Below are 23,211 nucleotides of genomic sequence, written 5' to 3'. Positions count from 1 at the left end.
TTTCTTGCTCCGCCGGCGAGCCGCAGCATGGTGCCGTGCACCTGTCCGACCCGCTGCTCGACGGCTACCGACTGCGTCACCTCGCGCTGCGCAACCGCGTGGTCAGCACGTCGCACGAGCCGGCGTACACCGAGGACGGGATGCCCAAGGACCGCTACCGGCTCTACCACCTGGAGAAGGCGCGCGGCGGCGTCGGGTTGACCATGATCGGCGGCTCGGCGGTCGTCTCGCCGGACAGCCCGCCGGCCTTCGGCAACATGCTGCTCTACCGCGACGAGGTCGTGCCGTGGCTGCGGCGCCTCACCGACGACGTGCACGAGGCCGGCGCCGCGGTGATGTGCCAGGTCACCCACCTGGGCCGGCGCACCAGCAACTTCACCGGCGACTGGCTGCCGCTGGTCTACCCGTCGCGGCTCCGCGAGGCCCAGCACCGCTCGTTCCCCAAGGTCGCCGAGCGGTGGGACGTCGACCGGATCGTCCGCCACTACGCGGAGGCCGCCGAGCGCTGCCGGGAGGCGGGCCTGGACGGCATCGAGATCGAGTCCTACAGCCACCTCTTCGACGCCTGGGCCTCCCCGGCGACCAACCTGCGCACCGACGCCTTCGGCGGTGACCCCGAGTCCCGGCTGGTCTTCGGCACCCGGGTGCTCAAGGCGGTCCGGGCCGCGGTCGGCCCCGACTTCCTGGTCGGCCTGCGGATGGCGATGGACGAGGACCTGCCCGACGGGCTCGGCCTCGACGACACCCTCGGCGTCGCCCGCCGCTACCTGGAGCACGGCGTCGACTTCCTCTCCGTCATCAAGGGCGGCCTCGACAGCGACGCCCGGCTCGCCGCGACCATCCCGTCGATGGGGACGCCGTCCGCGCCGTTCCTCGACTTCGCCGGCCAGGTACGACGCGCGCTCGGCGTCCCGGTCATGCACGCCGCCCGCATCGGCGACGTCGCCACCGCCCGCCACGCGATCCGCGAGGGCCTGCTCGACCTGGTCGGGATGACCCGGCCGCAGCTCGCGGACCCGCACCTGGTCGCCAAGGTGGCCCGGGGCGAGGAGGACCGGGTGCGCCCCTGCGTCGGTGCGAGCTACTGCCTGGACGCGATCTACGAGTCCGGCGACGCCAAGTGCCTGCACAACCCCGCCACCGGCCGCGAGCAGACGATGCCGCACGTGATCGCCCCGACCGTCGGGCGCCGCCGCCGCGCGGTGGTGGTCGGCGCCGGCGTGGCCGGCCTGGAGGCGGCGCGGGTCCTCGGCGAGCGCGGCCACGAGGTGGTGCTGATGGAGGCGGCCGACCGCCCCGGCGGGCAGGTCCTGCTGGCGGCCTCCACGGTGCGCCGCCGCGACCTGGTCGGCATCGTCGACTGGCGGGTCGCCGAGGCCAAGCACAGCGGCGTCGACCTGCGCTTCGGCGTCTGGGCCGACGCGGCCACCGTCGCCGCCGAGGAGCCGGACCTGGTCGTGGTGGCCACCGGCGGGATGCCGGACACCTCGGTGGTCCCGGTGGGCAGCGACCTGGTGATCGACACCTGGGACGTGCTGGGCGGCGGCGGCCCGCGCCAGGGCGAGCGGGTGCTGGTCTACGACGACCACGGCGGCGAGCCCGCCCTGGACGCCGCCGAGCACCTGGCCCGGCTCGGCGCCGAGGTGGAGCTGGCCACCCCGGAGCGCTCCGTCGGCATCTCGGTGGGCAGCATGAACAGCCCCGCCTACCTGCGCGCCTTCGCCGAGCACGACGTGAGGCTGACGGTCGCCCGGCGCCTGGTCGCCGTCCGCCGCGCCGGTCCCGACCAGCCGGGCCGGCTGGTCGCCGTGCTGGCCAGCGACTACGCCGACGCGCCGATCGAGCGGGTGGTCGACCACGTGGTGGTCGAGCACGGCACCGTGCCGAACGACGAGCTCTACCACGACCTTGTCCCCGGCTCCTCCAACCTCGGGGAGGTCGACCACGACGCGCTGCTGGCCGTCCGCCCCCAGCAGGTCGTCACCAACCCCGACGGCCGCTACCAGCTGTTCCGGATCGGCGACGCCGTCGCCAGCCGCAACGTGCACGCCGCCGTGTACGACGCCCTCCGGCTCTGCGTCACGATGTGAGAGCGAGACCCGCATGACCCTCACCGGTGCCCCCGCCGACGCCGACACCACCCGGCTGCTCGCGCTGCTCGCCGGCAGGGCGGACCGGCACTCCCTGCCCGGCCCCTGCTACACCGACTCCGCCCTCCACGAGGTCGACCTCCGGCTGATCTGGCAGCGCCAGTGGGTCTTCGTCGGCTCCGTGGCGGAGGTGCCCGAGCCCGGCGACTACGTCACCGTCGACCTCGGGTCGGCCTCGGTGCTGGTGCTGCGCGACGACGACGGCCAGGTCCGTGCCTTCCGCAACGTGTGCCGCCACCGCGGCGCCCGGCTGGTCGACGGCGGCAGCGGCTCGGTCGGCAACATCGTCTGCGCCTACCACCGGTGGACCTACGGCACCGACGGCCGGCTGCTGCACGCCCCGCAGCTCCCGGCCGGCACCGACCTCGCCTGCCTCGGCCTGCGCACCGTGCACCTGCGCGAGGTCGGCGGCCTGCTCTTCGTCTGCCTCGCCGCCGACCCGCCGGGCGACCTGGACGCGGTCGCGGCCGTCGTCGCGCCGTACCTGGAGCCGCACGCGATCGGGCGCACCAAGGTCGCCGCCCAGATCGACCTGGTCGAGGGCGGCAACTGGAAGCTCACCATGGAGAACAACCGGGAGTGCTACCACTGCGACGGGCACCCCGAGCTGCTCGGCTCGTTCTTCCCGACCTGGGGTCTGGCCGACGACCAGGTGCCCGACCGGCTGCGCGCCGACCACGACCGCTACCTGCTGGCCGAGGCCGACCTGCTCCGCCGCTGTGACCTGGGCCGGCTGCCGCACACGCTCGCCGAGGACTTGGTCGACCGGCCCGTCGGGTTCCGGATCCAGCGCGAGCCGCTGGACGGCGCTGGCGAGTCGTTCGGGCCGAGCGGCGAGCGGCTGGTCCGGCGCCTGCTCGGCGACCTCACCGACGCCCGCCTCGGCCGGCTGAGCCTGCACGTCCAGCCGAACACCTGGTTCCACGCCCAGGCCGACCACGTGGTCACCTTCGCCGTGCTGCCGGTGGCCGTCGACCGGACCCTCGTGCGGACCACCTGGCTGGTCCACGAGGACGCCGTCGAGGGCGTCGACTACGACGTGGACGCGCTGACCGCCGTCTGGCGCGCCACCAACGAGCAGGACGCCGAGTTCGTGGCGCTGACCCAGGCCGGGGTCGCCGACCCCGGCTACGAGCCCGGCCCGTACTCCGAGGCGGAGGACCAGGTCGACGCCTTCGTGCGCTGGTACACCCACCGGATCGAGGAGGAGGTCACCCGATGACGACCCAGCCGACGACCGAGCCGACGACCCAGCCGACGAGCCAGCAGGCCGCGGAGCCGGCCCCGCCCGACCTCCGCCTCGTCCCCGACCCGGACGTCACCCCGCTCGGCGCGGGGCTGCTCGCCGAGGAGGCCGCCCTCGACCAGCAGGTCGTGGTCCGCCAGCGCCTCGCGGAGACCCACGACCTGCTGACGCTGGTGCTGGAGCCGACGACGCCGGGCCCGCTCGCCTTCCGCCCGGGGCAGTACGTGAGCCTCGCGGTCGACATCGACGGCGAGTCCGTCGAGCGCTGCTACACGATCTCCTCCCCGCCGACGCGCCCCCACCTGCTGACCGTCACGGTCAAGCGGGTCCCCGGCGGGCGGGTCTCGCACTACCTCCACGACCGCCTGGCGGTGGGCGACCGGGTGCGGGTCAGCGGGCCGCTCGGCGGGTTCACGGTGACCGACCACCCCTCGTCGCGCTACCTGCTGCTCTCCGCGGGCAGCGGGATCACGCCCACGCTGTCGACCGTCCGGGCGATGGCCGACCTGGCCGCCCTCGGCCCGGGCGGCCTCGACGTGGTGGCCCTGCACAGCGCCCGTACGCCGGACGACCTGCCGTGCCGCGCCGAGCTGGAGCTGCTCGCCGCGACCCACCCCGGCCTGCGGGTGATCTGGACCTGCGACGACGACGCGCCGACCCGCCCCGGCGCGTGGACCGGCCACCGCGGCCTGCTCACGGCCGCCGTGCTGGCGGCCGCGGTCCCCGACCTCGCCGAGCGTGAGGTCCTGGTCTGCGGCCCGGCGGGCTACCGGGACGCCGTGCGCGCCATGCTCGCCGCCCTGGGCGCCGACCCCGCCCGGTGCCACGAGGAGAGCTTCTCGATCGACGAGGGGTCCGCCCCCGTGGCCCCCGCCGCGGCGGACGGCGCCGACGCGGCGCCGGTCGGCGCCCGGGTCCGTTTCGGGCGCAGCGACCGGGAGGTCGTCTGCGCCCCGGGCACCACCGTGCTCGAGGCGGCCCGCCAGGCCGGCGTACGGCTCCCGTCGTCGTGCTCCTCGGGCCTGTGCGGCACCTGCAAGTCGACCCTGCTGGAGGGGCGCATCGACATGCAGCACCAGGGCGGCATCCGGCCGCGCGAGATCGCGCAGGACCGGTTCCTGCCCTGCTGCTCCACCCCCGACGGCGACATCGTCGTCGACGCCTGACCCGATCCCACCCGATCCCACCCGATCCGACCCGCCAGCACCGCCATCACCGGAGGCACCCCGTGACCACCACCCCCCTCACCGCGGACGCCGTCGTCGTCGGCTCCGGCATCATCGGCAGCTCGGTCGCGCTCGAGCTCGCCCGCGGCGGGCGCAGCGTGCTCGTGCTCGACAAGGCCGCCGGTCCGGGGCACGGCTCGACCAGCGCCTCCAGCGCGGTGATCCGGTTCCTCTACTCGACGTTCGAGAGCGTGGCGACCGCCTGGGAGGCGAAGTTCTGCTGGGAGGAGTGGTCCGCCCACCTCGGCCTCGCCGGCCTGCCGGAGGGCGAGCGGCCGCCACTGAGCGGCTTCCACCGCACCGGCATGCTGCACCTCGACGTGCCGGCGGTGCCGCGGGAGGAGACGGCGGCGCTGCTGCGCGCGGCCGGGGTGCCGTTCGAGGACCTCGGGCCCGACGAGCTGGTCGCCCGGTTCCCGCACGTGGACGGTGGGGCGTACTGGCCCAACAAGCCCGTCGAGGACGACGCGTTCTGGGAGGAGACCTCCGCCCGGCTCGGCGCGATCTTCACCCCCGACGCCGGCTACATGGACGACCCGCGGCTGGCCGCGGACAACCTGGCCTGGGCGGCGCGCCACCGGGGCGCCCGCACCGAGTACCGCGCGGAGGTCGTCTCCGCCGAGCTCGTCGGCACCACCTGGCGGCTCGGGCTGGCGGACGGCCGCACCGTCGAGGCGCCCGTCGTGGTCAACGCAGCCGGTCCGTGGTCGGGCGCGTTCAACCGGCTCGCCGGCGTCGGCGCGGAGTTCACCATCGGCGTGCGGCCGCTGCGCCAAGAGGTGCACCAGCTGGCCCGGCCGGCGGAGTGGGACACCCCCGAGCGCCCCGGACCCGGCGTCTTCGACCTCGACCTCGGCACCTACATGCGCCCCGGCCCCGCCGGCGCCTGGGTGGTCGGCGGGACGGAGCCCGCGTGCGACCCGTTCGAGTGGATCGAGGACCCCGACGCGGTCGACGAGCACGTCACCCGGGACCGGTACGACGCCCAGGTGACCCGCGCCGCGCGGCGACTCCCCGACCTGCGGGTGCCCAACCGGCCCTCGGGCGTCGTGGGCGTCTACGACGTGGCCGACGACTGGACCGCCATCTACGACCGCACCGACGCGCCCGGCTTCTACGTCGCGATGGGCACCAGCGGCAACTCGTTCAAGAACGCCCCGGTCTCCGGGCGGCTGATGGCCGCCCTGGTGGACGCGGTGGAGGAGGGGCACGACCACGACGCCTCGCCGGTCGTGTACGTCGGCGAGCACACCGGCCTCAAGATCGACCTGGCCGCGTACTCGCGCAAGCGCGCCACCAACGCGAGCAGCCGCACGGTCCTGGGCTGACGGTCCTGGGCTGACGGGCCGGGGCGGTCCCGGCGGGGTCAGCCCGCGGTGCTCGCGTCGGCCCGTTCGTACTCGGCGGGCGGGACCGTGGTGCCGGCCCGCGCGGCCTGGGCCCGGCGGAAGTAGACGAAGGAGACAACCGCGACGGCGGCCCACAGCGCGGCCGCGACGATGCTCCCCTCGACCCCGAAGTCGCCGCCGCTCATCAGCTCGCCGGCGCCGTCGGCCGGGCCGAAGGCGAAGAGCGAGACGTCGCGCGGGTTGCCGCTGACCGGGATGCCGAACACGTTGCCCTGCGCGAAGTTCCAGCCGACGTGGAGGCCGGCGACCAGCCAGATCGACCCCTGCGCCACCGCGATGAAGGCGAACGAGAGCCCGACCAGGATGATCACGGCCAGCGGGATCGGGCTGAACTCCAGGTGGACCACCCCGAACCCGACGCTGACCAGCACGATCGCCAGCCATCCGGGCAGCTGGGTGCCGTTGTTCTGGAGCAGGTAGCCCCGGGTGACGATCTCCTCGGTCGTGCCCTGGACCAGCCACACCGGGATGACCGCGATCACCAGCAGCAGCGCCGACCAGCCGAGCTCGGTGTGCTCGGAGCCCGACGAGCTGAGGTCGCCGGTGCCCCACAGCACCAGCACCGGCACGGCGAACAGTGCGATCCCGCCGAGGAACCCCGCGACGAAGCGGGCGATGCCGGCCGTGCCGCGGAAGCCGACCGACGAGAAGGGGCGGCGCTCGTAGTAGCGCAGCCACAGGAAGAGCACCAGCACCGTGGCGGCGTTGGCCACCAGCTCGACCCACTGGCCGGCGTAGGCCTCCACCTCGGTGTCCAGGAGTGCCAGGCCGATCTGCATCACGACCGAGTAGACGAGGATGACGCCGACCGCGAAGGCGACCAGCCAGGCCAGGAGCCAGTGGGTCCTGCGGCGCGCCTCGAGGGCGCCCTGGATGAGGGGCGAGGTCCGGATGCCCATGCCGGCCGCCTCAGGCCCGCGCCGCGTCGGCCTGAGCGGCCGTGCCCGGTGGCGTCCAGCCGGCCACCGGGACCCGCAGGCCCCGTTGGGTGACGATGAAGGCGACGCCGAGGACGAGCGCCAGCAGTCCGTTGATCACCGGGAGCAGCTGGACCACCTGGCTGTCGACCTCGCCGCCGATGGTGCCGAAGTCCCACAGCGCGTGCAGCGCCATCGCCGGCAGCAGGCTGCCGGAGGCGCGCCGGAGCAGGTAGAGGGCGCTGCCGGCCATGAACGCCAGGACGACCTGGCCCACGGCGCCCGGCCCGAGGCCGAACGCCCAGTTGGGCAGGTGCAGCAGGCCGAAGAGCGCGCAGGACCAGAACCACACCACGGGCTCGGTGTACCGCCCGCGGAACCCGGTGATGAGGACGCCGCGGGTCGCCGTCTCCTCGACGAAGCCGACGCCGATGCTGCCCGCCGCGAGGAGGAGCAGGTAGGAGGCGCTGCTCTCGAAGTCGCCGGTCAGCAGGTAGGCGAGGACGGCGGCCAGCATGAAGGCGGCGGGGATCCAGCACCACCAGGGGGCGGACCGCTGGGTCTCGGAGAGGACCGGGCGCCACCAGCCGAGCACGGTGGTCGCGACCGCCAGCACCACCGCACTGGCGGCGAGCGGGGCGACGTACCACTTGGCCAGGGTGGAGGCGCTGTCGCCGATGTCGTCGTACTCGACGCCGGTGACGGCCCAGACGCCGTAGAAGGCGACCAGGTAGAGCCCGAAGACGATCAGGGCGGTCAGTGGTCGGGGGGTTCGCATGCTCAGTCCTCGATTCCGGTCCGGATTCTGGGGACGCTGCGCTCGCGTCCGGCGAGGGAGGCGACTCGTCGGTCACGCTAGCGTTGGCGGCGCCCCGGCGCATCCCTCAGCTCACGCAGATCGCGGAGGTCCACCTTGGTCCCGGAGATCGTGCTGCTCGCGCTGGCGAGCACGGTCCGCCCCACCAGCCTGGCCGCCGTCTCCGCGCTCCTGACCCGCGAGGCGCGGCGGCCGCTGATGATCGCGTACGTCGTCGGCGGGCTCGCGTTCACGATCGCCTTCGGCGTCGTGGTGGTCAGCGCGTTCCACGGCCTCCAGGTGCAGCGGCACGTGAGCGGGGCCCGGGGCGTGGTGGATGCGGTCGCCGGGGTGCTGGTGCTGCTGTTCGGCCTCGCGCTGCACCTCGGGGTCGGCCGCGGCGGCCGGTCGGGGGACCCGTCCCCGGCGGAGCCGCAGGGTCCGGGCGCGGGGTGGTTCGACCGCGAGATCGGCGCCACGACGGCCGCGGCCGCGGGCGCGCTCACCCACATCCCGGGCGTCTTCTACCTGGTCGCGCTCAACGTCATCGTCGCCCACGATCCGCGGCTGCCCGGCGGGCTGATCGCGGTCGCCATCTATGACGTGATCTGGTTCGCGGTGCCGATCGCCGCGCTGACGCTGTGCATCACCGATCCGGGGATGGCACAGCGCCTGATCCTCGGTGTGCAGGAGGGGATGCGCCGGCACGGCCGGACGATCCTCGTGGCCGCCTGCTACGTGGTCGGCGCCGCGCTCCTCGTGCGCGGCCTGCTGGCGGTGTGAGTCACGCCCGGGGCGCGATCTCGGGGTTCGCGGCGCGCGACGTCGGGGGACGCGCAACAATCGACGCCGTGCTGGACCTCCGCATCACCTCCCCGGGCCACCTCACCCCGGAGGTCGTCGACGTCCTGGCGAGCGCCCCGGCGGTCGCCGAGATCGCCGTGCTCCCGGGTGCGTCCGTGCGCCCGGACGGCGACGTGGTGATGGCCACCGTCGCGCGCGAGGCGGTCGCCGGCGTCGTCGACGCGCTCGTGGACCTGGGGGTCCCGAAGGAGGGCGCGATCCGCGTGTTCCCGGTCTACTCGTGGGACTCCTGGCCGGTGACGACCGACGGGTCGTGATCCGACCGACCGGACCGATCGCACGCGCCGTGGCGTGCGCGGCGGCTCAGCGGGCGGGCGCGGTCGATGACCGCAGGACGAGCTCGGGGCGGTACAGGTACTCGTGGCGCGGCACGGGCTGTCCCTCGATGCCGTCGATCAGGAAGCTCACCGCCGCCGCCGCCATCGCGGCGACGGGTTGCCGCACGGTGGTCAGCGGGGGATCGACGAACGGCAGCAGCGGCGAGTCGTCGAACCCGGTGACCGAGACGTCGCGGGGGACCTCGAGGCCGGCCTCACGGACCGCGCGGACGGCGCCCAGGGCCATCATGTCCGACGCGCAGACGACCGCGGTCGCTCCCCGCTCGACCAGGCGGCGGGTCGCCGCGGCGCCACCCTCGATGGTGAACAGCGCCTCCTCGACCCAGGTCTCACCGGAGCCGCCGAAGAAGCGCGGGTAGGCCTCGAGGAAGGCGGTGCGCTTCCGGTCCGCGGGCATGAACCGGGACGGCCCCACGGCCAGGCCCACGCGCTGGTGACCGAGCTGCGCGAGGTGGCTGAGCGCCAGCTCGATGGCCTCGCGGTCGTCGCTGGAGACGAACGGCGCGGTCAGCTCCTCCAGGTAGCCGTTGACGAAGACCACGGGCAGGCCGCGGTCGATCAACGAGCGGTAGCGCTCGTGGTCGGCGGACGCGTCCGCGTGCCGCCCGCTCACGAAGATGATCCCCGCGACGCCGTGGTCGAGCAGGGAGCTGACGTACTCGTCCTCGCTGATGCCGCCGGGGGACTGGGTGCACAGCACGGGCGTGTAGCGCCGGGCGACCAGTGCGTCCTCGATGAGCTGGGCGAACAGGGGGAAGATCGGGTTCACCAGCTCGGGGACCACGAGGCCGACCAGGCCGGCGGAGCGCCGGCGCAGCCTGGCGGGGCGTTCGTAGCCGAGCACGTCCAACGCCGACATCACCGCCTGCTTCGCGGCGGCGCTGACCCCGGCCTTGTCGTTCAGCACCCGGCTGACGGTCGCCTCGCTGACGCCGGCCTCGCTGGCGATCTCGGACAGGGTTGCCATGCTGACTATGAAACCTTCCTTGCAGAAATCCTGCAAGGGCTTCCATTTCTTGCAAGATCCTTGCTAGCGTCCCGTGACGTTCATCACAAGCCGCAAGGAGCACCACATGCGCCGAATCGCGTCCGGCATCGCCGGCACGGCACTGCTCGCCCTCGCCTTCGCTGCCTGTGGCAGCGACACGGGAGACAGTGACACCCCCGACGCCGATGCGTCCGTCGATCCCGCAAGCCTGAGCGCCGAGCTCACCTGGTGGGACACGTCCGACCCGACCAACGAGGGCCCCGCCTACGAGGACCTCATCGGTCAGTTCAACGAGACCTACCCGAACGTCGAGATCAACTACCAGTCCGTCCCCTTCGGCGAGGCGCAGAACAAGTTCAAGACCGCCGCGCAGTCCGGGAGCGGTGCTCCCGACATCCTGCGCGCCGAGGTCGCGTGGGTGCCCGAGTTCGCCTCGCTGGGCTACCTCTACGCCCTCGACGGCACGCCCCTGCTCGAGGACAACGACTTCATGGAGACGCCGCTGTCCAGCAACGTCTTCGACGGCAAGACCTTCGGCGTCCCGCAGGTCACCGACACCCTCGGCCTGATGTACAACAAGGCGCTCTTCGAGAAGGCGGGCCTCGACCCCGACGCGCCGCCGGCCACGTGGGACGAGGTGGCCGACGCCGCCGAGGCGCTCACGTCGAAGGCGAAGGTCGACGGCCTGTACATCAACAGCGGCGGCTACTTCCTGCTCCCGTTCATGTACGGCGAGGGCGGCGACCTGGTCGACACCGAGTCGCAGACGATCCTGGTCAACTCCGCCGAGAACGTCACCGGCATCACGACCGCGCAGGACCTGGTCAAGAGCGGCGCGGCCGTGAAGCCCGACGCCGCCGACTCCTACGGGACGATGATGGAGAAGTTCAAGGCCGGCGAGGTCGCGATGATCATCAACGGCCCGTGGGAGGTCGCGAACATCGACTCCGCTCCGGACTTCGGTGGCTTCTCGAACCTCGGCATCGCGCCGGTCCCGTCCGGCTCGGGCGAGCCGGGTGCACCGGTCGGCGGCCACAACTACGTCATCTACTCGGGCATGGACGAGGCCAAGGCCGACGCCGCGATCGCCTTCGTGAACTTCATGGCCTCCGCCGAGTCGCAGGCGTTCCTCGCCGACGAGCTGGGTGTGCTGCCCGCCAACGAGGGCGCCTACGACCTGATCGGCGGCAACGAGAAGGTCGCGGCCTGGAAGCCCGCCCTCGACGTCGCCCACGCCCGCCCGTGGATCCCCGAGGGTGGTCTGTTCTTCACCCCGCTCGACAAGATGGCGACCGAGGTGCTCATCCAGGGCAAGGACCCGCAGAAGGCGCTGGACGAGGCCGCTGCGACGTTCAAGTCCGAGGTGGTCCCGGAGTACTCCGAGCAGTGAGCCCCGGCTCGCAGCCGGCGTAGTACCCGCTCGACCCGTCCCGACCCGTCGGGGGCCGCCGCTCCGTGCGGCCCCCGACGGGCGGGACCCGGCCCCGTCCTGGAGACGTGATGACGACCCTCGACACCCCATCGCAGAGATCGCCCGAGCCCCCCGCCGAGCCGCCGCGCGGTCCCGGGCGGTTGCGGAGGAGCTTCGACCGGCACTGGTACGCCTGGGCGATGGTGCTGCCCACGGTCATCGTGCTGGGCGTGCTGGTGCTCTTCCCGCTGGCGCAGGGCATCTACCAGTCGTTCACCGACCTGACCGAGGCCAACCAGCAGGACGTCATCTGCACCAAGACCCTCGGCGGCGGCGAGGAGTGCGTCGACAACCCGAAGCAGGCCAAGTTCGTCGGCCTGGACAACTACGTCGACGTGCTCACCGGCGAGCGCGGCGACTTCTGGCTGTGGTTCACCAACACGATCGTGTGGACGACCGCCTGCGTCTTCTTCCACTACACGATCGGACTCGGCCTCGCGGTGATGCTCAACCGGAGGTTCCGGGGGCGGAGCCTCTACCGGGTGCTGCTGATCGTCCCCTGGGCGGTGCCGGGCTTCGTGAGCGCGTTCGCGTGGAAGTTCATGTTCAACAAGGATGCCGGCCTGATCAACGCCTTCCTCGGCATCTTCGGCGTCGAGCCGATCGCCTGGAACGACGAGCGCTGGACCTCGCTGTTCACCGCGATCGTCACCAACATCTGGATGGGCGTGCCGTTCATGATGGTGGCGCTCCTGGGTGGCCTCCAGTCGATCCCGCAGGACCTCTACGAGGCGGCGGAGATGGACGGCGCCTCGGCCTGGCAACGGTTCCGCAACGTGACGCTGCCCGGCCTGCGGCCGGTGAGCTCGACGGTGATCCTGCTGGGCACGATCTGGACGTTCAACATGTTCCCGGTGATCTTCTTCGTCACCGAGGGCCAGCCGGCCGGGGAGACCGAGATCCTGGTGACCGGCGCCTTCCGCGCCGCGTTCGAGGGCCTGCGCAACTACTCGCTCGCAGCCACCTACGGCGTCCTCATCCTGTCGATCCTGCTGGTCTACGCGGCGATCTACCGCCGCGTCCTGCGAGCCCAAGGAGACGTGTTCTGATGAGTGCCATCCTGCCGTCCGGCGCGCTCGACCCGGCCGACACCGCGGGCGCGACCGCGTCCGACCGGCGCCGCCCCCGACGCCGCGGGGAGCGGAGCCTGCTGGCCTCGATCGTCCTGCACGCGACGCTGCTGCTCGCCACCTTCATCGCGCTGTTCCCGGTGGTCTGGGTGGCGCTGAGCTCGCTCAAGCCGGCGAACGTGATCCGCAGCCGCGAGATCGAGCTGTTCAACAGCCCGAGCCTGGACAACTACCGCCAGGTGCTCTTCGAGACCAGCTTCCCGACCTGGTTCCTGAACTCGGTGATCGTCGCCGCGTTCACGATGGTGATCGGCATCGCGATGTCGGCCACCGCGGGCTACGCGCTGAGCAGGTTCAACTTCCCCGGGAAGCGCGGGCTGATGTGGACCTTCCTCGTCACCCAGATGTTCCCGGTCGCGATCCTGATCGTGCCGATCTACCTGATCATGGCCAACCTCGGCCTGATCGACACCAAGGCGTCGCTGGTCATCGCCTACTGCACGGTCGCGGTGCCGTTCTGCGCGTGGATGCTCCGCGGCTACTTCGACACCATCCCGCGCGAGCTCGACGAGGCGGCCGCCCTCGACGGCCTCGGCCCGTTCGGCACGTTCTGGCGGGTCATCCTCCCGCTGGCGCGGCCGGGCCTCGCGGTCACCGCGTTCTACACCTTCATCACCGCCTGGGGCGAGGTCGCCTACGCGATCGCCTTCATGCAGACCGACTCGCACCTCACCCTCGGTGCTGGGCTCCAGCAGTTCGTGCCGCAGTTCAACCAGCGGTGGGAGCTGCTCACCCCGGCCGCGGTCATGATCATGGTCCCGGCCGCCGTCGTCTTCTTCTTCGCCCAGAAGCACCTCGTCGCCGGCCTGACGGCCGGTGGCACGAAGGGATAGGAACCCATGTCAACCTCCGTCATCTTCGACCAGGCCACCCGCGTCTACCCGAACTCCACCACTCCCGCGGTGGACTCGCTCGACCTCGAGATCGAGGCGGGCGAGTTCCTGGTGCTCGTCGGCCCGTCGGGCTGTGGGAAGTCCACCTCGCTGCGCATGCTCGCCGGGCTCGAGGACGTCGACTCCGGCCGGATCCGGATCGGCGAGCGCGAGGTCACCCACCTGCGCCCCAAGGACCGGGACATCGCGATGGTGTTCCAGAACTACGCGCTCTACCCCCACATGAGCGTCGCGGAGAACATGGGCTTCGCCCTCAAGATCGCCGGGGTCGGGAAGTCCGACATCGACGCCCGGGTGCGCGAAGCGGCCAGGATCCTGGACCTGGAGCCGTTCCTCGACCGCAGGCCCAAGGCCCTCTCCGGCGGCCAGAGGCAGCGGGTCGCCATGGGCCGCGCGATCGTCCGCCAGCCGCAGGTCTTCTGCATGGACGAGCCGCTGTCGAACCTCGACGCCAAGCTGCGCGTCTCGACCCGCACCCAGATCGCGTCGCTCCAGCGTCGCCTCGGCATCACCACGGTCTACGTCACCCACGACCAGGTGGAGGCGATGACCATGGGCGACCGGGTCGCGGTGCTCAAGGACGGCGTCCTGCAGCAGGTCGACACGCCGCTGAACCTGTTCGACAAGCCGGCGAACGTCTTCGTCGCGGGGTTCATCGGTTCCCCGTCCATGAACATCGGCACCTTCCAGGTGGCCGGCGGCCACGCGACGATCGGCGCCGCCCAGGTGCCGCTGCCGCGGGTCACCAGCGATGCGCTGCGCGGCGCGGAGGTGACGCTCGGCTTCCGCCCCGAGGCGCTCGAGGTGGTCACCGAGGGCACCCCCGGCGCCTTCGCGGTCGAGGCCCTCGTCGCCGAGGAGCTGGGTTCGGACGCCTACCTCTACTCCTCGCTGGTCGCCGTCGGAACCGAGCGGCTGAACGCCGACCACATCGTCGCCCGCGTGGCTCCCCGGGGCGTGCCGGCCAAGGGCGAGACGATGTGGCTGCGCATCGCGGAGGAGAAGCTGCACGCCTTCGACCCCGGCAGCGGCGTCGTCCTCCCGACCGCCTGACCCGGCGACGCGACGGCCGGCGACCGGGCCTCGGGACGCCGGGCCCCGGTGGGCTTGCGACTCCCGTACCCTGCGTGACGTGAGTCGCATCGTGGTCCTGACCGGCGCCGGCATCTCCGCCGAGAGCGGCGTGCCCACGTTCCGCGACGCCGACGGGCTCTGGGAGGGCCACCACGTCGAGGACGTGGCCACCCCCGAGGGCTTCGAGCGGGACCCGGCGACGGTGCTGCGCTTCTACGACGAGCGCCGCGCCGCGCTCGGCGCGGTGCGCCCGAACCCCGCCCACGACGCGCTCGCCCGGCTGGAGGCGGCCGTCGGCGAGGAGCTGCTGGTGGTCACGCAGAACATCGACGACCTGCACGAGCGGGCGGGGTCGCGGCAGGTGCTGCACATGCACGGCGAGCTGCTGAAGGCCTGGTGCACGTCGTGCGACGCCCGCCACCCCTGGACCGGCACGCTGATCGAGCGCCCGGCGTGCCCGTCCTGCGGTGAGGTGGCGCTCCGCCCGGACGTGGTCTGGTTCGGCGAGATCCCCTACGAGATGGACCGGATCGTCGACGCGCTCGGCGAGGCGGAGATCTTCGTGTCGATCGGCACCTCCGGTGCCGTCTACCCGGCGGCCGGCTTCGTCCAGCACGCGCGCCGCCACGGCGCGCGGGCGATCGAGCTCAACCTCGAGCCCAGTGAGGGCACCTTCTTCTTCCACGAGGCGCGGCACGGCCGGGCCGGCGAGCTGGTGCCGGCCTGGGTCGACGAGCTGCTCGGCGCCTGACGCTCAGGGGGCGGGCCAGGCGTCCCGGTCCCGCGCCAGCTCCTCGTCGAGGATGGCGATGAGCCGCTCCCGCTCCTGCCGGCCGTCGATCCCCAGCGGCGGCAGCCAGTCGACCAGCGTCGCCTTGAACAGCGCGCCGCTGCGGATCACCCGCGGGTCGCAGTGCATCGTCGCCTCGAGCGCCACGACGCCGTACACGGCCGCCCAGGAGCGGATGTAGATCCACACCAGCCCGCGGTCCTCGGGCGCGATGTGCGAGGTCTCCGCGGGGATCCACGGGTCCTGCACCGCCTCGCGGACGACCGGGTCCAGGTCCTCCAGGGCGGGGAACGGGAACTTCGTCTTCTCCCACACCTGGTAGAGCAGGTCGGTCAGGTAGCACCCCGACGTGGCCACGGTGAGCGCCTCGCGCCGGTCGGTGACGTGACTGGCGACCGGGTTGGCGAAGACCAGCGAGAAGGCCCGCGGGTTCGCGATCGCCCACCGCCGGAACGCGCAGCAGGCGACGGTCAGCCGCGCCATCGGGTCGTCCTCGGGGTAGCGCTCGGCCTCCTTCGCCCACTCCGCCGTCGCCCGCTTGTCCAGCTCGTAGGCGACCAGGTCGACCAGAGCCTGGTAGTCGGCGACGTAGCGGTAGAGCGCCGGCGCGGTCATCCCCATCCGGGCGGCCACGGCCCGCAGCGAGAGGTCCGCGCCCTCCGCGAGCAGCTCCGCGGAGACCGTGACGATCTCGTCGTAGGTCGCCTCGCGCTGACGCTCGCGGCGGGTCGGGGGTGCCGGGATGTGGCCCACAGGTCTCCTTCGAAAGGGGGGTTGACGTGAATAGTTTACACCGTTTACCGTCGATCGAGTTAACACTGTTAACGAAGCACACGCCGTTTACTCAACCGTGGTGAATCACACCAGGAGACCATCATGATCGATCGCTGGAGCAAGGTCGTCGCGTACCACGCGCGGCTCGTGCTCGTCGCCGGCGTGCTGCTCGTCGCGGCCGCCGGCGTCTACGGGGGCGGCGTCTTCGACTCGCTCTCCCGGGGCGGCTTCGACGACTCCTCCGCCGAGGGCTACCAGCAGCTCGAGCAGGAGCGGGAGCTGTTCGGCAACCAGTCCGTCGACGTCGTCGCCATCTACTCGAGCGACGCCCTCACCGCCGACCAGCCGGCCTTCCGGACCGCGGTCGAGGCGGTCGTCGACGACCTCCCCGAGGGCACCGTCGCCCGCGTCGTCCCGTACTACGAGGCGCCCGCCGAGGCCGGCCTGGTCACCCCGGACGGCCACGCCGTCCAGGTGCTGATCTCGCTGGCCGGCGACAGCCAGGACGACTACCTCGACAACTACGAGGAGATCAGGCCGCACCTCGACGCCGCCGGTCCCGCGGACCTGCGGACCGACGTGGCCGGCGCCTACGCCTCCTTCACCGACGTCAACGAGATCACCGCCGAGGACCTGGAGCGCGCCGAGATCATCTCGATGCCGATCGTCGTCCTGCTCGCGCTGCTGATCTTCGGCAGCCTGGTCGCCGCAGCGATGCCCGCGATGGTTGGCGTGATCGCGATGATCGGCGGGCTCGCCGTGGTCCGGCTGCTCACCGAGGTCACCGACGTCTCTGTCTTCGCGGTCAACGTGATCTCGCTGCTCGGCATCGGCCTCGCGATCGACTACGCGCTCTTCATCGTCAGCCGGTTCCGCGAGGAGCTGGCGGCGCTGCCCGCCGACCGGCCGGACGCGCCGCAGGTCGCCATCCGCCGTACCCTCGCCACCGCCGGGCGCACCGTCCTCTTCTCCGGGCTCACCGTCGCCGCGGCCCTGGCCAGCCTGCTGATCTTCCCGCAGATGTTCCTGCGCAGCATGGGGTACGGCGGCATGGCCGCCGTGCTGATCGCGATGCTCGCCGCGCTGACGATCCTGCCCGCCGTCCTGGTGCTGCTCGGCCGCCGCGTCGACGCCGGCCGGCTGCCCTGGCGGCGCCACCGCCCCGTCGGCGTCTCCGACGAGCACGGCCGGTGGGCGGCGCTGGCCCGCGCGGTGATGCGGCGGCCGGTCGCCGTGCTGGCCGTGACCGCGGCCGTGCTGCTGGCCTTCGCCTCGCCGTTCCTCGGCGTCACGTGGGGCAGCGTCGACTACCGGGTGCTGCCCGACGACGCCCCCGCCCACGTCGCCGCCGTGAAGCTGACCGACTTCGGGCCGGAGACCTCCAGCGCCAACTCGCTGCTGCGCGGCGTCGACGACGCGGCGGTGACCGCCTACGTCGCCGACGTCGACGCGCTGCCCGGCGACCCGACCGCGACCGTGGTCGCCCGCGACGGCTCCGACGTGCTGGTCCGCACCACCTGGGACGGCAACGCGCAGACCGAGGCGTCGCAGCAGATGATCCGCGACCTGCGCGAGATCGAGCCGGTGACCGGCAACGTGCTGGTCGGTGGCCAGACCGCGGACGTGGTGGACCTGATCGACTCCGTCGGCGGCCACCTGCCCTGGATGGGGCTGATCGTGGTCGCGGTGATGCTGGTGCTCCTCTTCATCGCCTTCGGATCGGTGGTGCTGCCGATCAAGGCGGTCGTGATGAACGCCTTCTCCATCACCGCCTCCTTCGGCGTGGTCACCTGGATCTTCAACGACGGCCACCTCTCCGGGCTGCTCGGCTTCACCCCGCAGGGCTACCTCGACGCCACCCAGCCGATCCTGATGCTGGCGATCCTGTTCGGGCTCTCGATGGACTACGAGGTCTTCCTGCTCTCCCGGATCCGGGAGCAGTGGGACGCCGGCGACCCGAGCCAGCCGCCGGCGGCCCGCAACGAGGTCGCCGTCGCCACCGGGCTGCAGAAGACCGGCCGGATCATCACCAGCGCCGCGGTGCTGCTGGCCGTGGTCATCGGCGCCTTCGCCACCAGCGGGATCGTCTTCATGAAGATGCTCGGCATCGGCATGCTGGTCGCGATCCTGGTCGACGCCACCATCGTCCGGGCGCTGATGGTGCCGGCCACGATGAAGCTGCTCGGCGGCTGGAACTGGTACGCGCCCGGCCCGCTGCGCCGCTGGTGGGAGCGGTACGGCTTCCGCGAGGAGGCGATCGTCCACCCCACGCCGGAGGCCGACCCCGGCTCCGCGGAGGAGGGCGCCGACGGGCGCCACCGCCTCACCCCGACCGGCTAGATCCGGCCGCGCCGGCCGTGACTCCCCTCCTCGGCCGGCGGAACGGATCGACCTCCCAGGACCGGGGCGGCGGAACAACCCGCCGTCCCGGTCGGTTGTCGCCCCACGTGAGCACCCCACCGCAGGCCGCAGCAGCACCAGTCACTCCGGTCAGCAGGGCCACGGTGGGGCTGCGCAGCGAGCGCGGGCCGATCCTCGGGTCGGTGATGATCAGCATCGCGCTGGTCGCCATCGACACCACGATCCTGGCCACCGCGGTGCCCGCGATCGTCGCCGACCTCGGCGGCTTCACCCAGTTCCCCTGGATGTTCTCCGCGTTCCTGCTCGCCCAGGCGGTCACCGTCCCGATCTACGGCAAGCTCGCCGACGTGGTCGGCCGCAAGCCGCTGATGCTGGCCGGGATCGGCCTCTTCGTGCTCGGCTCGCTGCTCTGCGCGGTGGCCTGGAGCATGTCCGCGCTGATCGCCGCCCGCGCGGTGCAGGGCCTCGGCGCCGGTGCGATCCAGCCGACCGGCATGACGATCATGGGCGACATCTACTCCGTCGCCGAGCGCGCGGTCGCGCAGGCCTACGTCGCCAGCGTCTGGGCGATGTCCGCGGTGGTCGGGCCGACGCTCGGCGGCCTCTTCTCCGAGCACCTCTCGTGGCGCTGGATCTTCTGGATCAACCTGCCGCTCGGCGCGGCCGCGGCGTGGATGCTGCACCGGCGCTTCACCGAGTCCGAGGCGTCGACGGCCCGGCGTCGTACGGCGGGGGAGCGGCCGCGGTTGGACGTCCTCGGTGCCGTCGTGGTGGCGGTCGCCGCCGGCCTGCTGCTGCTCGGCCTGCTGGAGGGCGGCATCCGCTGGTCGTGGTCGTCGGGGACCAGCATCGCCATCTTCGCCGGCGCCGCCGTGCTCGCGCTCGCGCTGGTCGGCGTGGAGCGCCGCGCCGCCGACCCGGTGCTGCCGGGGTGGCTGTTCCGCGACCGGGTGCTCAACGCGGCCACGCTCGGCGCCTTCGTGGTCGGCGCGCTGACCCTCGGCGTCACCTCCTACGTGCCGGTCTACGCCCAGACGGTGCTCGGCGCCGACGCGGTCACCGCGGGCCTCGCCGTCGCGGCGCTCGCGATCGGCTGGCCCATCGCGGCCAGCACGGCCGGCCGCTTCTACGTGCGCCGCGGCTTCCGCCCGCTGCTGCTGGTCGGCTCGTGCTTCGCCGTGCTCGGCGCGGGGATCCTGGCGCTGGTCGGGCCGGGCTCCTCGGTGCTGGTGCTCGCGGCGGGCAGCCTCATCCTCGGCCTGGGGCTGGGCTACGTCGCCAGCCCGAGCATCGTGGCCGCCCAGTCGGCCGTCGACTGGGACCGGCGCGGCGTGGTCACCGGTGCCAACATGTTCTCCCGCTCGGTGGGCAGCGCCGTCGGCGTGGCGATCTTCGGTGCGATCGCCAACGGCATCGTGACCAGCCGGATGGGCCCCGGCCCGGTCGACCTCGAGTCGCTGCCGGCCGACGTGCTGCACCCCGCGCTGCACGCGGTGTTCCTCGCGGTCGCCGGCACCGCCGCGCTGCTGGTGCTGGCGTGGGTCGTGATGCCGCGGCGTACCGAGCCGGCCGGCTCCTAGGGGTCCCGGTCCCCTAGCAGACGCGGCCGCCGCGGGGCCGCATGCCGAGACTCGGCGAGTCGTCAGGGCGACTACCGGCGAGTAGTATCCGAGCCATGAAGCGTGAGATCTACAACGAGGACCACGAGGCGTTCCGCGAGTCCGTCCGCGAGTTCGTCGACCGCTCGGTCCGCCCGCACACCGAGGAGCACATCGCCGCGAAGGCGCTGCCCCGTGAGTTCTGGCTCGAGGCCGGCAAGCAGGGCCTGCTGGGCCTGGAGGTGCCGGAGGAGTTCGGCGGCTCCGAGGCCGGCGACTTCCGCTTCAACGCGGTCCTGCAGGAGGAGCTGGCCAAGGTCGGCGCCGCCTACCCGACCTGCCACGGCATCCACGCCGACATCACCGCGCCGTACATCGTCGAGCTCGGCACCGAGGAGCAGAAGCAGCGCTGGCTCCCGGGCGTCGCCTCCGGTGACATCCTGCTCGGCATCGGCATGACCGAGCCGTCCGGCGGCTCGGACCTGGCCGCCCTGAAGACCACCGCCGTCCGCGACGGCGACGAGTGGGTCATCAACGGCTCCAAGACCTTCATCACCAACGGCTACTCCGGCGACCTCTTCGTCACCGCCGTGCGCACCGACCCGGAGAAGGGCCCCAAGGGCATCACCCTCTTCGGCATCGAGGCGACGAAGGAGGGCTTCAGCCGCGGCCGGAAGCTCGACAAGGTCGGCATGGAGGAGTCCGACACCGCCGAGCTGTTCTTCGAGAACGTGCGGGTCACCGACGCCGAGATCATCGGCGAGCTCAACATGGGCTTCATCCACATGATGCAGAAGCTCCCGCAGGAGCGCCTCGGCTGCGCGATCGCCAACGTGGCGCACGCCAAGCAGATCCTCGAGGAGACCATCGACTACGCCAAGGAGCGCCAGGCGTTCGGTCAGTCGATCGGCAAGTTCCAGCACAACAAGTTCCTGCTGGCCGACCTGGTCACCCGGATCGAGGTCGCCGAGGCCTACATCGACAAGTGCGTCCTCGCGCACTCGAAGAAGGAGCTCACCGCGATCGACGCCGCCAAGGCGAAGTGGTACTCCAGCCAGGTCCAGGGCGAGGTCCTCGACCACTGCGTGCAGATGCACGGCGGCTACGGCTTCATGAACGAGTACCGCGTGGCCCGCGCCTGGCGCGACGCCCGCGTCACCAAGATCTGGGCCGGCTCCAACGAGATCATGAAGGAGCTCATCGGTCGGGATCTCGGCCTCTGAGTCGAGCCGCTGCCGACGAAGGCGCCCCGGGGATCTGGTCCCCGGGGCGCCTTCGTCTGTGTTGGTCGTCGTTGGGGCGTCGCTGGGCCGTCGTCACATGGATTCTGGCCCCCTCCACCGGCGTGTCGGGGGGGCGAGAATCCATGTGACGACGCGCGTCAGCGCCCGTCAGCCGTACGGCGTCAGCAGCCGCCGAGGATCGTGAACTCGGTCGGCTCCGCGGTGTCGTCGGCGAGCGCGCCGTGGCCGGTGATCTCCACGTTGCCGACGTCGCCGACCACCAGCGTGTCGACGCGGCCCTCGAACTGGGTGCCGCCGGAGACGACGATCCCGCCGCCGCCCCCGGAAGCGTCGACGGCCACGGTGGTGGTGCCGTCGGTGAACGTCACCGCGAGGGTGGTCTCGTCGGGGTTCGTGCAGGCGTCGGCGGTGCCGGTCAGCGCGATCGCCCCGTCGGCCGTCGCCATCTGGAACTGCAGCGCACCGGCAGGGCCGCCGTCGGTGGCGTCGGTCGGCCCGTCGGACGCCGCCGCGTCGCCGGGCGTCTCCTCGGCGGGCGCGGACGAGGCGGGCGCGGACGATGCGGGTGCGGTGGAGGCGGGTGCGGTGGAGGCGCTGACCTTCGCGGGCTCGTCGTCGCCGCATCCGGCCAGCGCGAGGGCGAGCGTGCCGAGTGCGATCGCGATCCTGCCGGGGGTCTGCATGGGGGAGCTCCTCGAGCCGAAGGGTCCGCGCGGGCGGACGCCCGGCGGTGACGGGGCGACTCTAGGGGGAGGCGGCGGCGAACCGGCGTACCCGCGCGTCGGCGGCGCGGCCCGGCGCGCCGGGCGCGCAGGGGGCGTGGCCGGCCGGGGTCAGGCCACCCTTGCCTTGCTGGTCCAGCGGCGTCCGGACCGCGATGATGAAGCGTGAGCGTCGATGAGATGGAGTCCGGGCAGCACGAGGGCGAGGCCCACCAGGGCGGCTTCAACAGCCGCCTGAACTGGCTGCGCGCGGGCGTCCTCGGCGCCAACGACGGGATCGTCAGCACCGCCGGCGTCGTGCTCGGCGTGGCCGGTGCCACCACCGACCGCACCGCGATCCTGATCGCCGGCGTCGCGGCGGTCGTGGCCGGCGCGATGAGCATGGCCGCGGGCGAGTACGTCTCGGTCAGCACCCAGCGCGACTCCGAGGACGCCCTACTGGAGAAGGAGCGCCGGGAGCTGGAGGAGATGCCGGACGACGAGCTCGACGAGCTCACCGGGTTCTACGTCGCCAAGGGGCTCGACGAGGACCTGGCCCGCCAGGTCGCCGAGCAGCTCACGGAGAACGACGCGCTCGGCGCCCACGCCGAGGTCGAGCTCGGCATCGACCCGGACGACCTGACCAGCCCCTGGCACGCGGCCTTCGCCTCGATGGTCGCCTTCACCGTCGGCGCGCTGCTGCCGCTGCTCACCATCCTGCTCGTGCCCGACGGACTGCGGGTCCCCGTGACGATGGCCGCGGTGACCGGCGCCCTCGCGATCACGGGCTGGACCAGCGCCGAGCTCGGTTACGGGCCGCGCGGGTGGGCGGTCCTCCGCAACGTGCTCGGCGGGCTCTTCGCGATGGTGCTCACCTTCGGCATCGGCTCCGCGCTCGGCACCCAGGTCTGAGCCGGGCCGTCACTCGGGGCTTCTTGCCGGGCTCGGGTGGGGGTCGTGTGCCTGAGGTCCCGCTATGCCGGTGTGTGGGGCACACGACCCGCCTCAGGCGCGCCTCGTGTGCCTGACGCCCCGCTATGAGGGTGTGTGGGGCACACGACTCGGTTCACGCCGGCTGGTGCCCGTGTCTCGCCGGGGTCGTGTGCCTGAGGCCCCGCTATGCCGATGCCTGGGGCACACGACCCGCCTCAGGCGCGCCTCGTGTGCCTGACGCCCCGCTATGAGGGTGTGTGGGGCACACGACTCGGTTCACGCCGGCTGGTGCCCGTGTCTCGCCGGGG

The 23,211-nt window shown here is 72.5% G+C and carries 20 protein-coding genes; 15 read left to right on the top strand and 5 right to left on the bottom strand.

The window, feature by feature from the left end; genetic code table 11:
- The first annotated feature begins 35 nt into the window (after positions 1-35).
- The 4 genes from ABLM29_RS13275 (at position 36) to ABLM29_RS13260 (ending at position 5,950) form a co-directional block, all read left to right on the top strand.
- Entirely contained in the window at positions 36-2,090 is a 2,055-nt protein-coding gene (locus ABLM29_RS13275; protein ID WP_349714598.1) for an oxidoreductase, read from the top strand.
- A gap of 13 nt (positions 2,091-2,103) precedes the next feature.
- Positions 2,104-3,372: an aromatic ring-hydroxylating oxygenase subunit alpha gene (locus ABLM29_RS13270; protein ID WP_349714597.1), complete on the top strand. Its 1,269-nt coding sequence runs from the start codon at positions 2,104-2,106 to the stop codon at positions 3,370-3,372.
- On the top strand, positions 3,369-4,562 hold the full coding sequence (locus ABLM29_RS13265; protein WP_349714596.1) for an FAD-binding oxidoreductase: 1,194 nt from the start codon (positions 3,369-3,371) through the stop codon (positions 4,560-4,562). Before ABLM29_RS13270 ends, ABLM29_RS13265 begins: the two co-directional genes overlap by 4 nt.
- Positions 4,563-4,624: 62 nt before the next feature.
- Positions 4,625-5,950: an NAD(P)/FAD-dependent oxidoreductase gene (locus ABLM29_RS13260; protein ID WP_349714595.1), complete on the top strand. Its 1,326-nt coding sequence runs from the start codon at positions 4,625-4,627 to the stop codon at positions 5,948-5,950.
- Positions 5,951-5,988: 38 nt separating this feature from the next.
- Here ABLM29_RS13260 and ABLM29_RS13255 read toward each other — a convergent pair whose 3' ends face one another.
- Both ABLM29_RS13255 and ABLM29_RS13250 read right to left on the bottom strand, forming a co-directional pair.
- Positions 5,989-6,930 (bottom strand): CPBP family intramembrane glutamic endopeptidase, encoded by a 942-nt coding sequence (locus tag ABLM29_RS13255; RefSeq protein WP_349714594.1) that lies wholly within the window; start codon positions 6,928-6,930, stop codon positions 5,989-5,991.
- 10 nt (positions 6,931-6,940) lie between these two features.
- The gene (locus ABLM29_RS13250; RefSeq protein WP_349714593.1) at positions 6,941-7,726 is read right to left on the bottom strand and encodes a CPBP family intramembrane glutamic endopeptidase; all 786 of its coding nucleotides are present in this window, start codon (positions 7,724-7,726) and stop codon (positions 6,941-6,943) included.
- A gap of 135 nt (positions 7,727-7,861) precedes the next feature.
- Between ABLM29_RS13250 and ABLM29_RS13245 the strand changes: the two genes are divergently transcribed.
- Both ABLM29_RS13245 and ABLM29_RS13240 read left to right on the top strand, forming a co-directional pair.
- Entirely contained in the window at positions 7,862-8,527 is a 666-nt protein-coding gene (locus tag ABLM29_RS13245; protein WP_349714592.1) for a GAP family protein, read from the top strand.
- Between the two features lie 68 nt (positions 8,528-8,595).
- Positions 8,596-8,865, top strand: coding sequence for a hypothetical protein (locus tag ABLM29_RS13240; protein ID WP_349714591.1), 270 nt, complete (start codon positions 8,596-8,598; stop codon positions 8,863-8,865).
- 46 nt (positions 8,866-8,911) lie between these two features.
- On the opposite strand, the gene ABLM29_RS13235 is transcribed toward ABLM29_RS13240, so the two are convergent.
- Entirely contained in the window at positions 8,912-9,913 is a 1,002-nt protein-coding gene (locus ABLM29_RS13235) for a LacI family DNA-binding transcriptional regulator (protein ID WP_349714590.1), read from the bottom strand.
- Positions 9,914-10,019: 106 nt separating this feature from the next.
- Between ABLM29_RS13235 and ABLM29_RS13230 the strand changes: the two genes are divergently transcribed.
- The 5 genes from ABLM29_RS13230 to ABLM29_RS13210 all read left to right on the top strand — a co-directional run bounded on the left by ABLM29_RS13230 (position 10,020) and on the right by ABLM29_RS13210 (position 15,253).
- Complete coding sequence (locus tag ABLM29_RS13230) at positions 10,020-11,324, top strand: extracellular solute-binding protein (RefSeq protein WP_349714589.1); 1,305 nt, start codon at positions 10,020-10,022, stop codon at positions 11,322-11,324.
- A 221-nt stretch (positions 11,325-11,545) separates the two neighbouring features.
- A complete protein-coding gene (locus ABLM29_RS13225) occupies positions 11,546-12,454 on the top strand; it encodes a carbohydrate ABC transporter permease (protein ID WP_349714588.1) in 909 nt (302 codons plus the stop codon).
- Positions 12,454-13,368: a sugar ABC transporter permease gene (locus ABLM29_RS13220; protein ID WP_349714587.1), complete on the top strand. Its 915-nt coding sequence runs from the start codon at positions 12,454-12,456 to the stop codon at positions 13,366-13,368. The genes ABLM29_RS13225 and ABLM29_RS13220 overlap by 1 nt, the downstream gene beginning before the upstream one ends.
- Positions 13,369-13,374: 6 nt before the next feature.
- Positions 13,375-14,481, top strand: coding sequence for an ABC transporter ATP-binding protein (locus tag ABLM29_RS13215; RefSeq protein ID WP_349714586.1), 1,107 nt, complete (start codon positions 13,375-13,377; stop codon positions 14,479-14,481).
- 79 nt (positions 14,482-14,560) lie between these two features.
- Positions 14,561-15,253 carry an NAD-dependent deacylase gene (locus ABLM29_RS13210; RefSeq protein ID WP_349714585.1) on the top strand — a complete coding sequence of 231 codons (693 nt, stop codon included), beginning with the start codon at positions 14,561-14,563 and terminating at the stop codon, positions 15,251-15,253.
- Between the two features lie 3 nt (positions 15,254-15,256).
- Here ABLM29_RS13210 and ABLM29_RS13205 read toward each other — a convergent pair whose 3' ends face one another.
- The gene (locus tag ABLM29_RS13205) at positions 15,257-16,045 is read right to left on the bottom strand and encodes a TetR/AcrR family transcriptional regulator (RefSeq protein ID WP_349714584.1); all 789 of its coding nucleotides are present in this window, start codon (positions 16,043-16,045) and stop codon (positions 15,257-15,259) included.
- Positions 16,046-16,168: 123 nt separating this feature from the next.
- Between ABLM29_RS13205 and ABLM29_RS13200 the strand changes: the two genes are divergently transcribed.
- The 3 genes from ABLM29_RS13200 to ABLM29_RS13190 all read left to right on the top strand — a co-directional run bounded on the left by ABLM29_RS13200 (position 16,169) and on the right by ABLM29_RS13190 (position 21,248).
- On the top strand, positions 16,169-18,406 hold the full coding sequence (locus ABLM29_RS13200) for an MMPL family transporter (protein WP_349714583.1): 2,238 nt from the start codon (positions 16,169-16,171) through the stop codon (positions 18,404-18,406).
- A 164-nt stretch (positions 18,407-18,570) separates the two neighbouring features.
- Positions 18,571-20,007, top strand: a complete 1,437-nt coding sequence (locus ABLM29_RS13195; protein ID WP_349714582.1) for an MDR family MFS transporter — start codon at positions 18,571-18,573, stop codon at positions 20,005-20,007.
- A gap of 95 nt (positions 20,008-20,102) precedes the next feature.
- Positions 20,103-21,248 (top strand): acyl-CoA dehydrogenase family protein, encoded by a 1,146-nt coding sequence (locus ABLM29_RS13190; RefSeq protein WP_349714581.1) that lies wholly within the window; start codon positions 20,103-20,105, stop codon positions 21,246-21,248.
- 182 nt (positions 21,249-21,430) lie between these two features.
- Here the strand turns inward: ABLM29_RS13190 and ABLM29_RS13185 are convergent, their stop codons facing one another.
- Complete coding sequence (locus ABLM29_RS13185) at positions 21,431-21,952, bottom strand: hypothetical protein (protein WP_349714580.1); 522 nt, start codon at positions 21,950-21,952, stop codon at positions 21,431-21,433.
- 204 nt (positions 21,953-22,156) lie between these two features.
- Here ABLM29_RS13185 and ABLM29_RS13180 point away from each other — a divergent pair, with 204 nt between their 5' ends.
- Positions 22,157-22,882 carry a VIT1/CCC1 transporter family protein gene (locus ABLM29_RS13180; RefSeq protein ID WP_349714579.1) on the top strand — a complete coding sequence of 242 codons (726 nt, stop codon included), beginning with the start codon at positions 22,157-22,159 and terminating at the stop codon, positions 22,880-22,882.
- Positions 22,883-23,211: the final 329 nt, after the last annotated feature.

The organism is Nocardioides sp. YIM 152588 (assembly GCF_040191335.1).
GTDB lineage: Bacteria > Actinomycetota > Actinomycetes > Propionibacteriales > Nocardioidaceae > Nocardioides.
Note: the sequence above shows the minus strand (reverse complement) of the source record. Positions and strands in the feature narration are given on the sequence as shown.

What these genes read in the sequence shown, in the direction of transcription:
- ABLM29_RS13220 (WP_349714587.1), top strand. Translation starts at nt 12,454, where the DNA reads ATGAGTGCCATCCTGCCGTCCGGCGCGCTCGACCCGGCCGACACCGCG.
- ABLM29_RS13230 (WP_349714589.1), top strand. Translation starts at nt 10,020, where the DNA reads ATGCGCCGAATCGCGTCCGGCATCGCCGGCACGGCACTGCTCGCCCTC.
- ABLM29_RS13250 (WP_349714593.1), bottom strand. Translation starts at nt 7,726, where the DNA reads ATGCGAACCCCCCGACCACTGACCGCCCTGATCGTCTTCGGGCTCTAC.
- ABLM29_RS13270 (WP_349714597.1), top strand. Translation starts at nt 2,104, where the DNA reads ATGACCCTCACCGGTGCCCCCGCCGACGCCGACACCACCCGGCTGCTC.
- ABLM29_RS13200 (WP_349714583.1), top strand. Translation starts at nt 16,169, where the DNA reads ATGATCGATCGCTGGAGCAAGGTCGTCGCGTACCACGCGCGGCTCGTG.
- ABLM29_RS13225 (WP_349714588.1), top strand. Translation starts at nt 11,546, where the DNA reads ATGGTGCTGCCCACGGTCATCGTGCTGGGCGTGCTGGTGCTCTTCCCG.
- ABLM29_RS13255 (WP_349714594.1), bottom strand. Translation starts at nt 6,930, where the DNA reads ATGGGCATCCGGACCTCGCCCCTCATCCAGGGCGCCCTCGAGGCGCGC.
- ABLM29_RS13235 (WP_349714590.1), bottom strand. Translation starts at nt 9,913, where the DNA reads ATGGCAACCCTGTCCGAGATCGCCAGCGAGGCCGGCGTCAGCGAGGCG.
- ABLM29_RS13215 (WP_349714586.1), top strand. Translation starts at nt 13,375, where the DNA reads ATGTCAACCTCCGTCATCTTCGACCAGGCCACCCGCGTCTACCCGAAC.
- ABLM29_RS13265 (WP_349714596.1), top strand. Translation starts at nt 3,369, where the DNA reads ATGACGACCCAGCCGACGACCGAGCCGACGACCCAGCCGACGAGCCAG.
- ABLM29_RS13190 (WP_349714581.1), top strand. Translation starts at nt 20,103, where the DNA reads ATGAAGCGTGAGATCTACAACGAGGACCACGAGGCGTTCCGCGAGTCC.
- ABLM29_RS13185 (WP_349714580.1), bottom strand. Translation starts at nt 21,952, where the DNA reads ATGCAGACCCCCGGCAGGATCGCGATCGCACTCGGCACGCTCGCCCTC.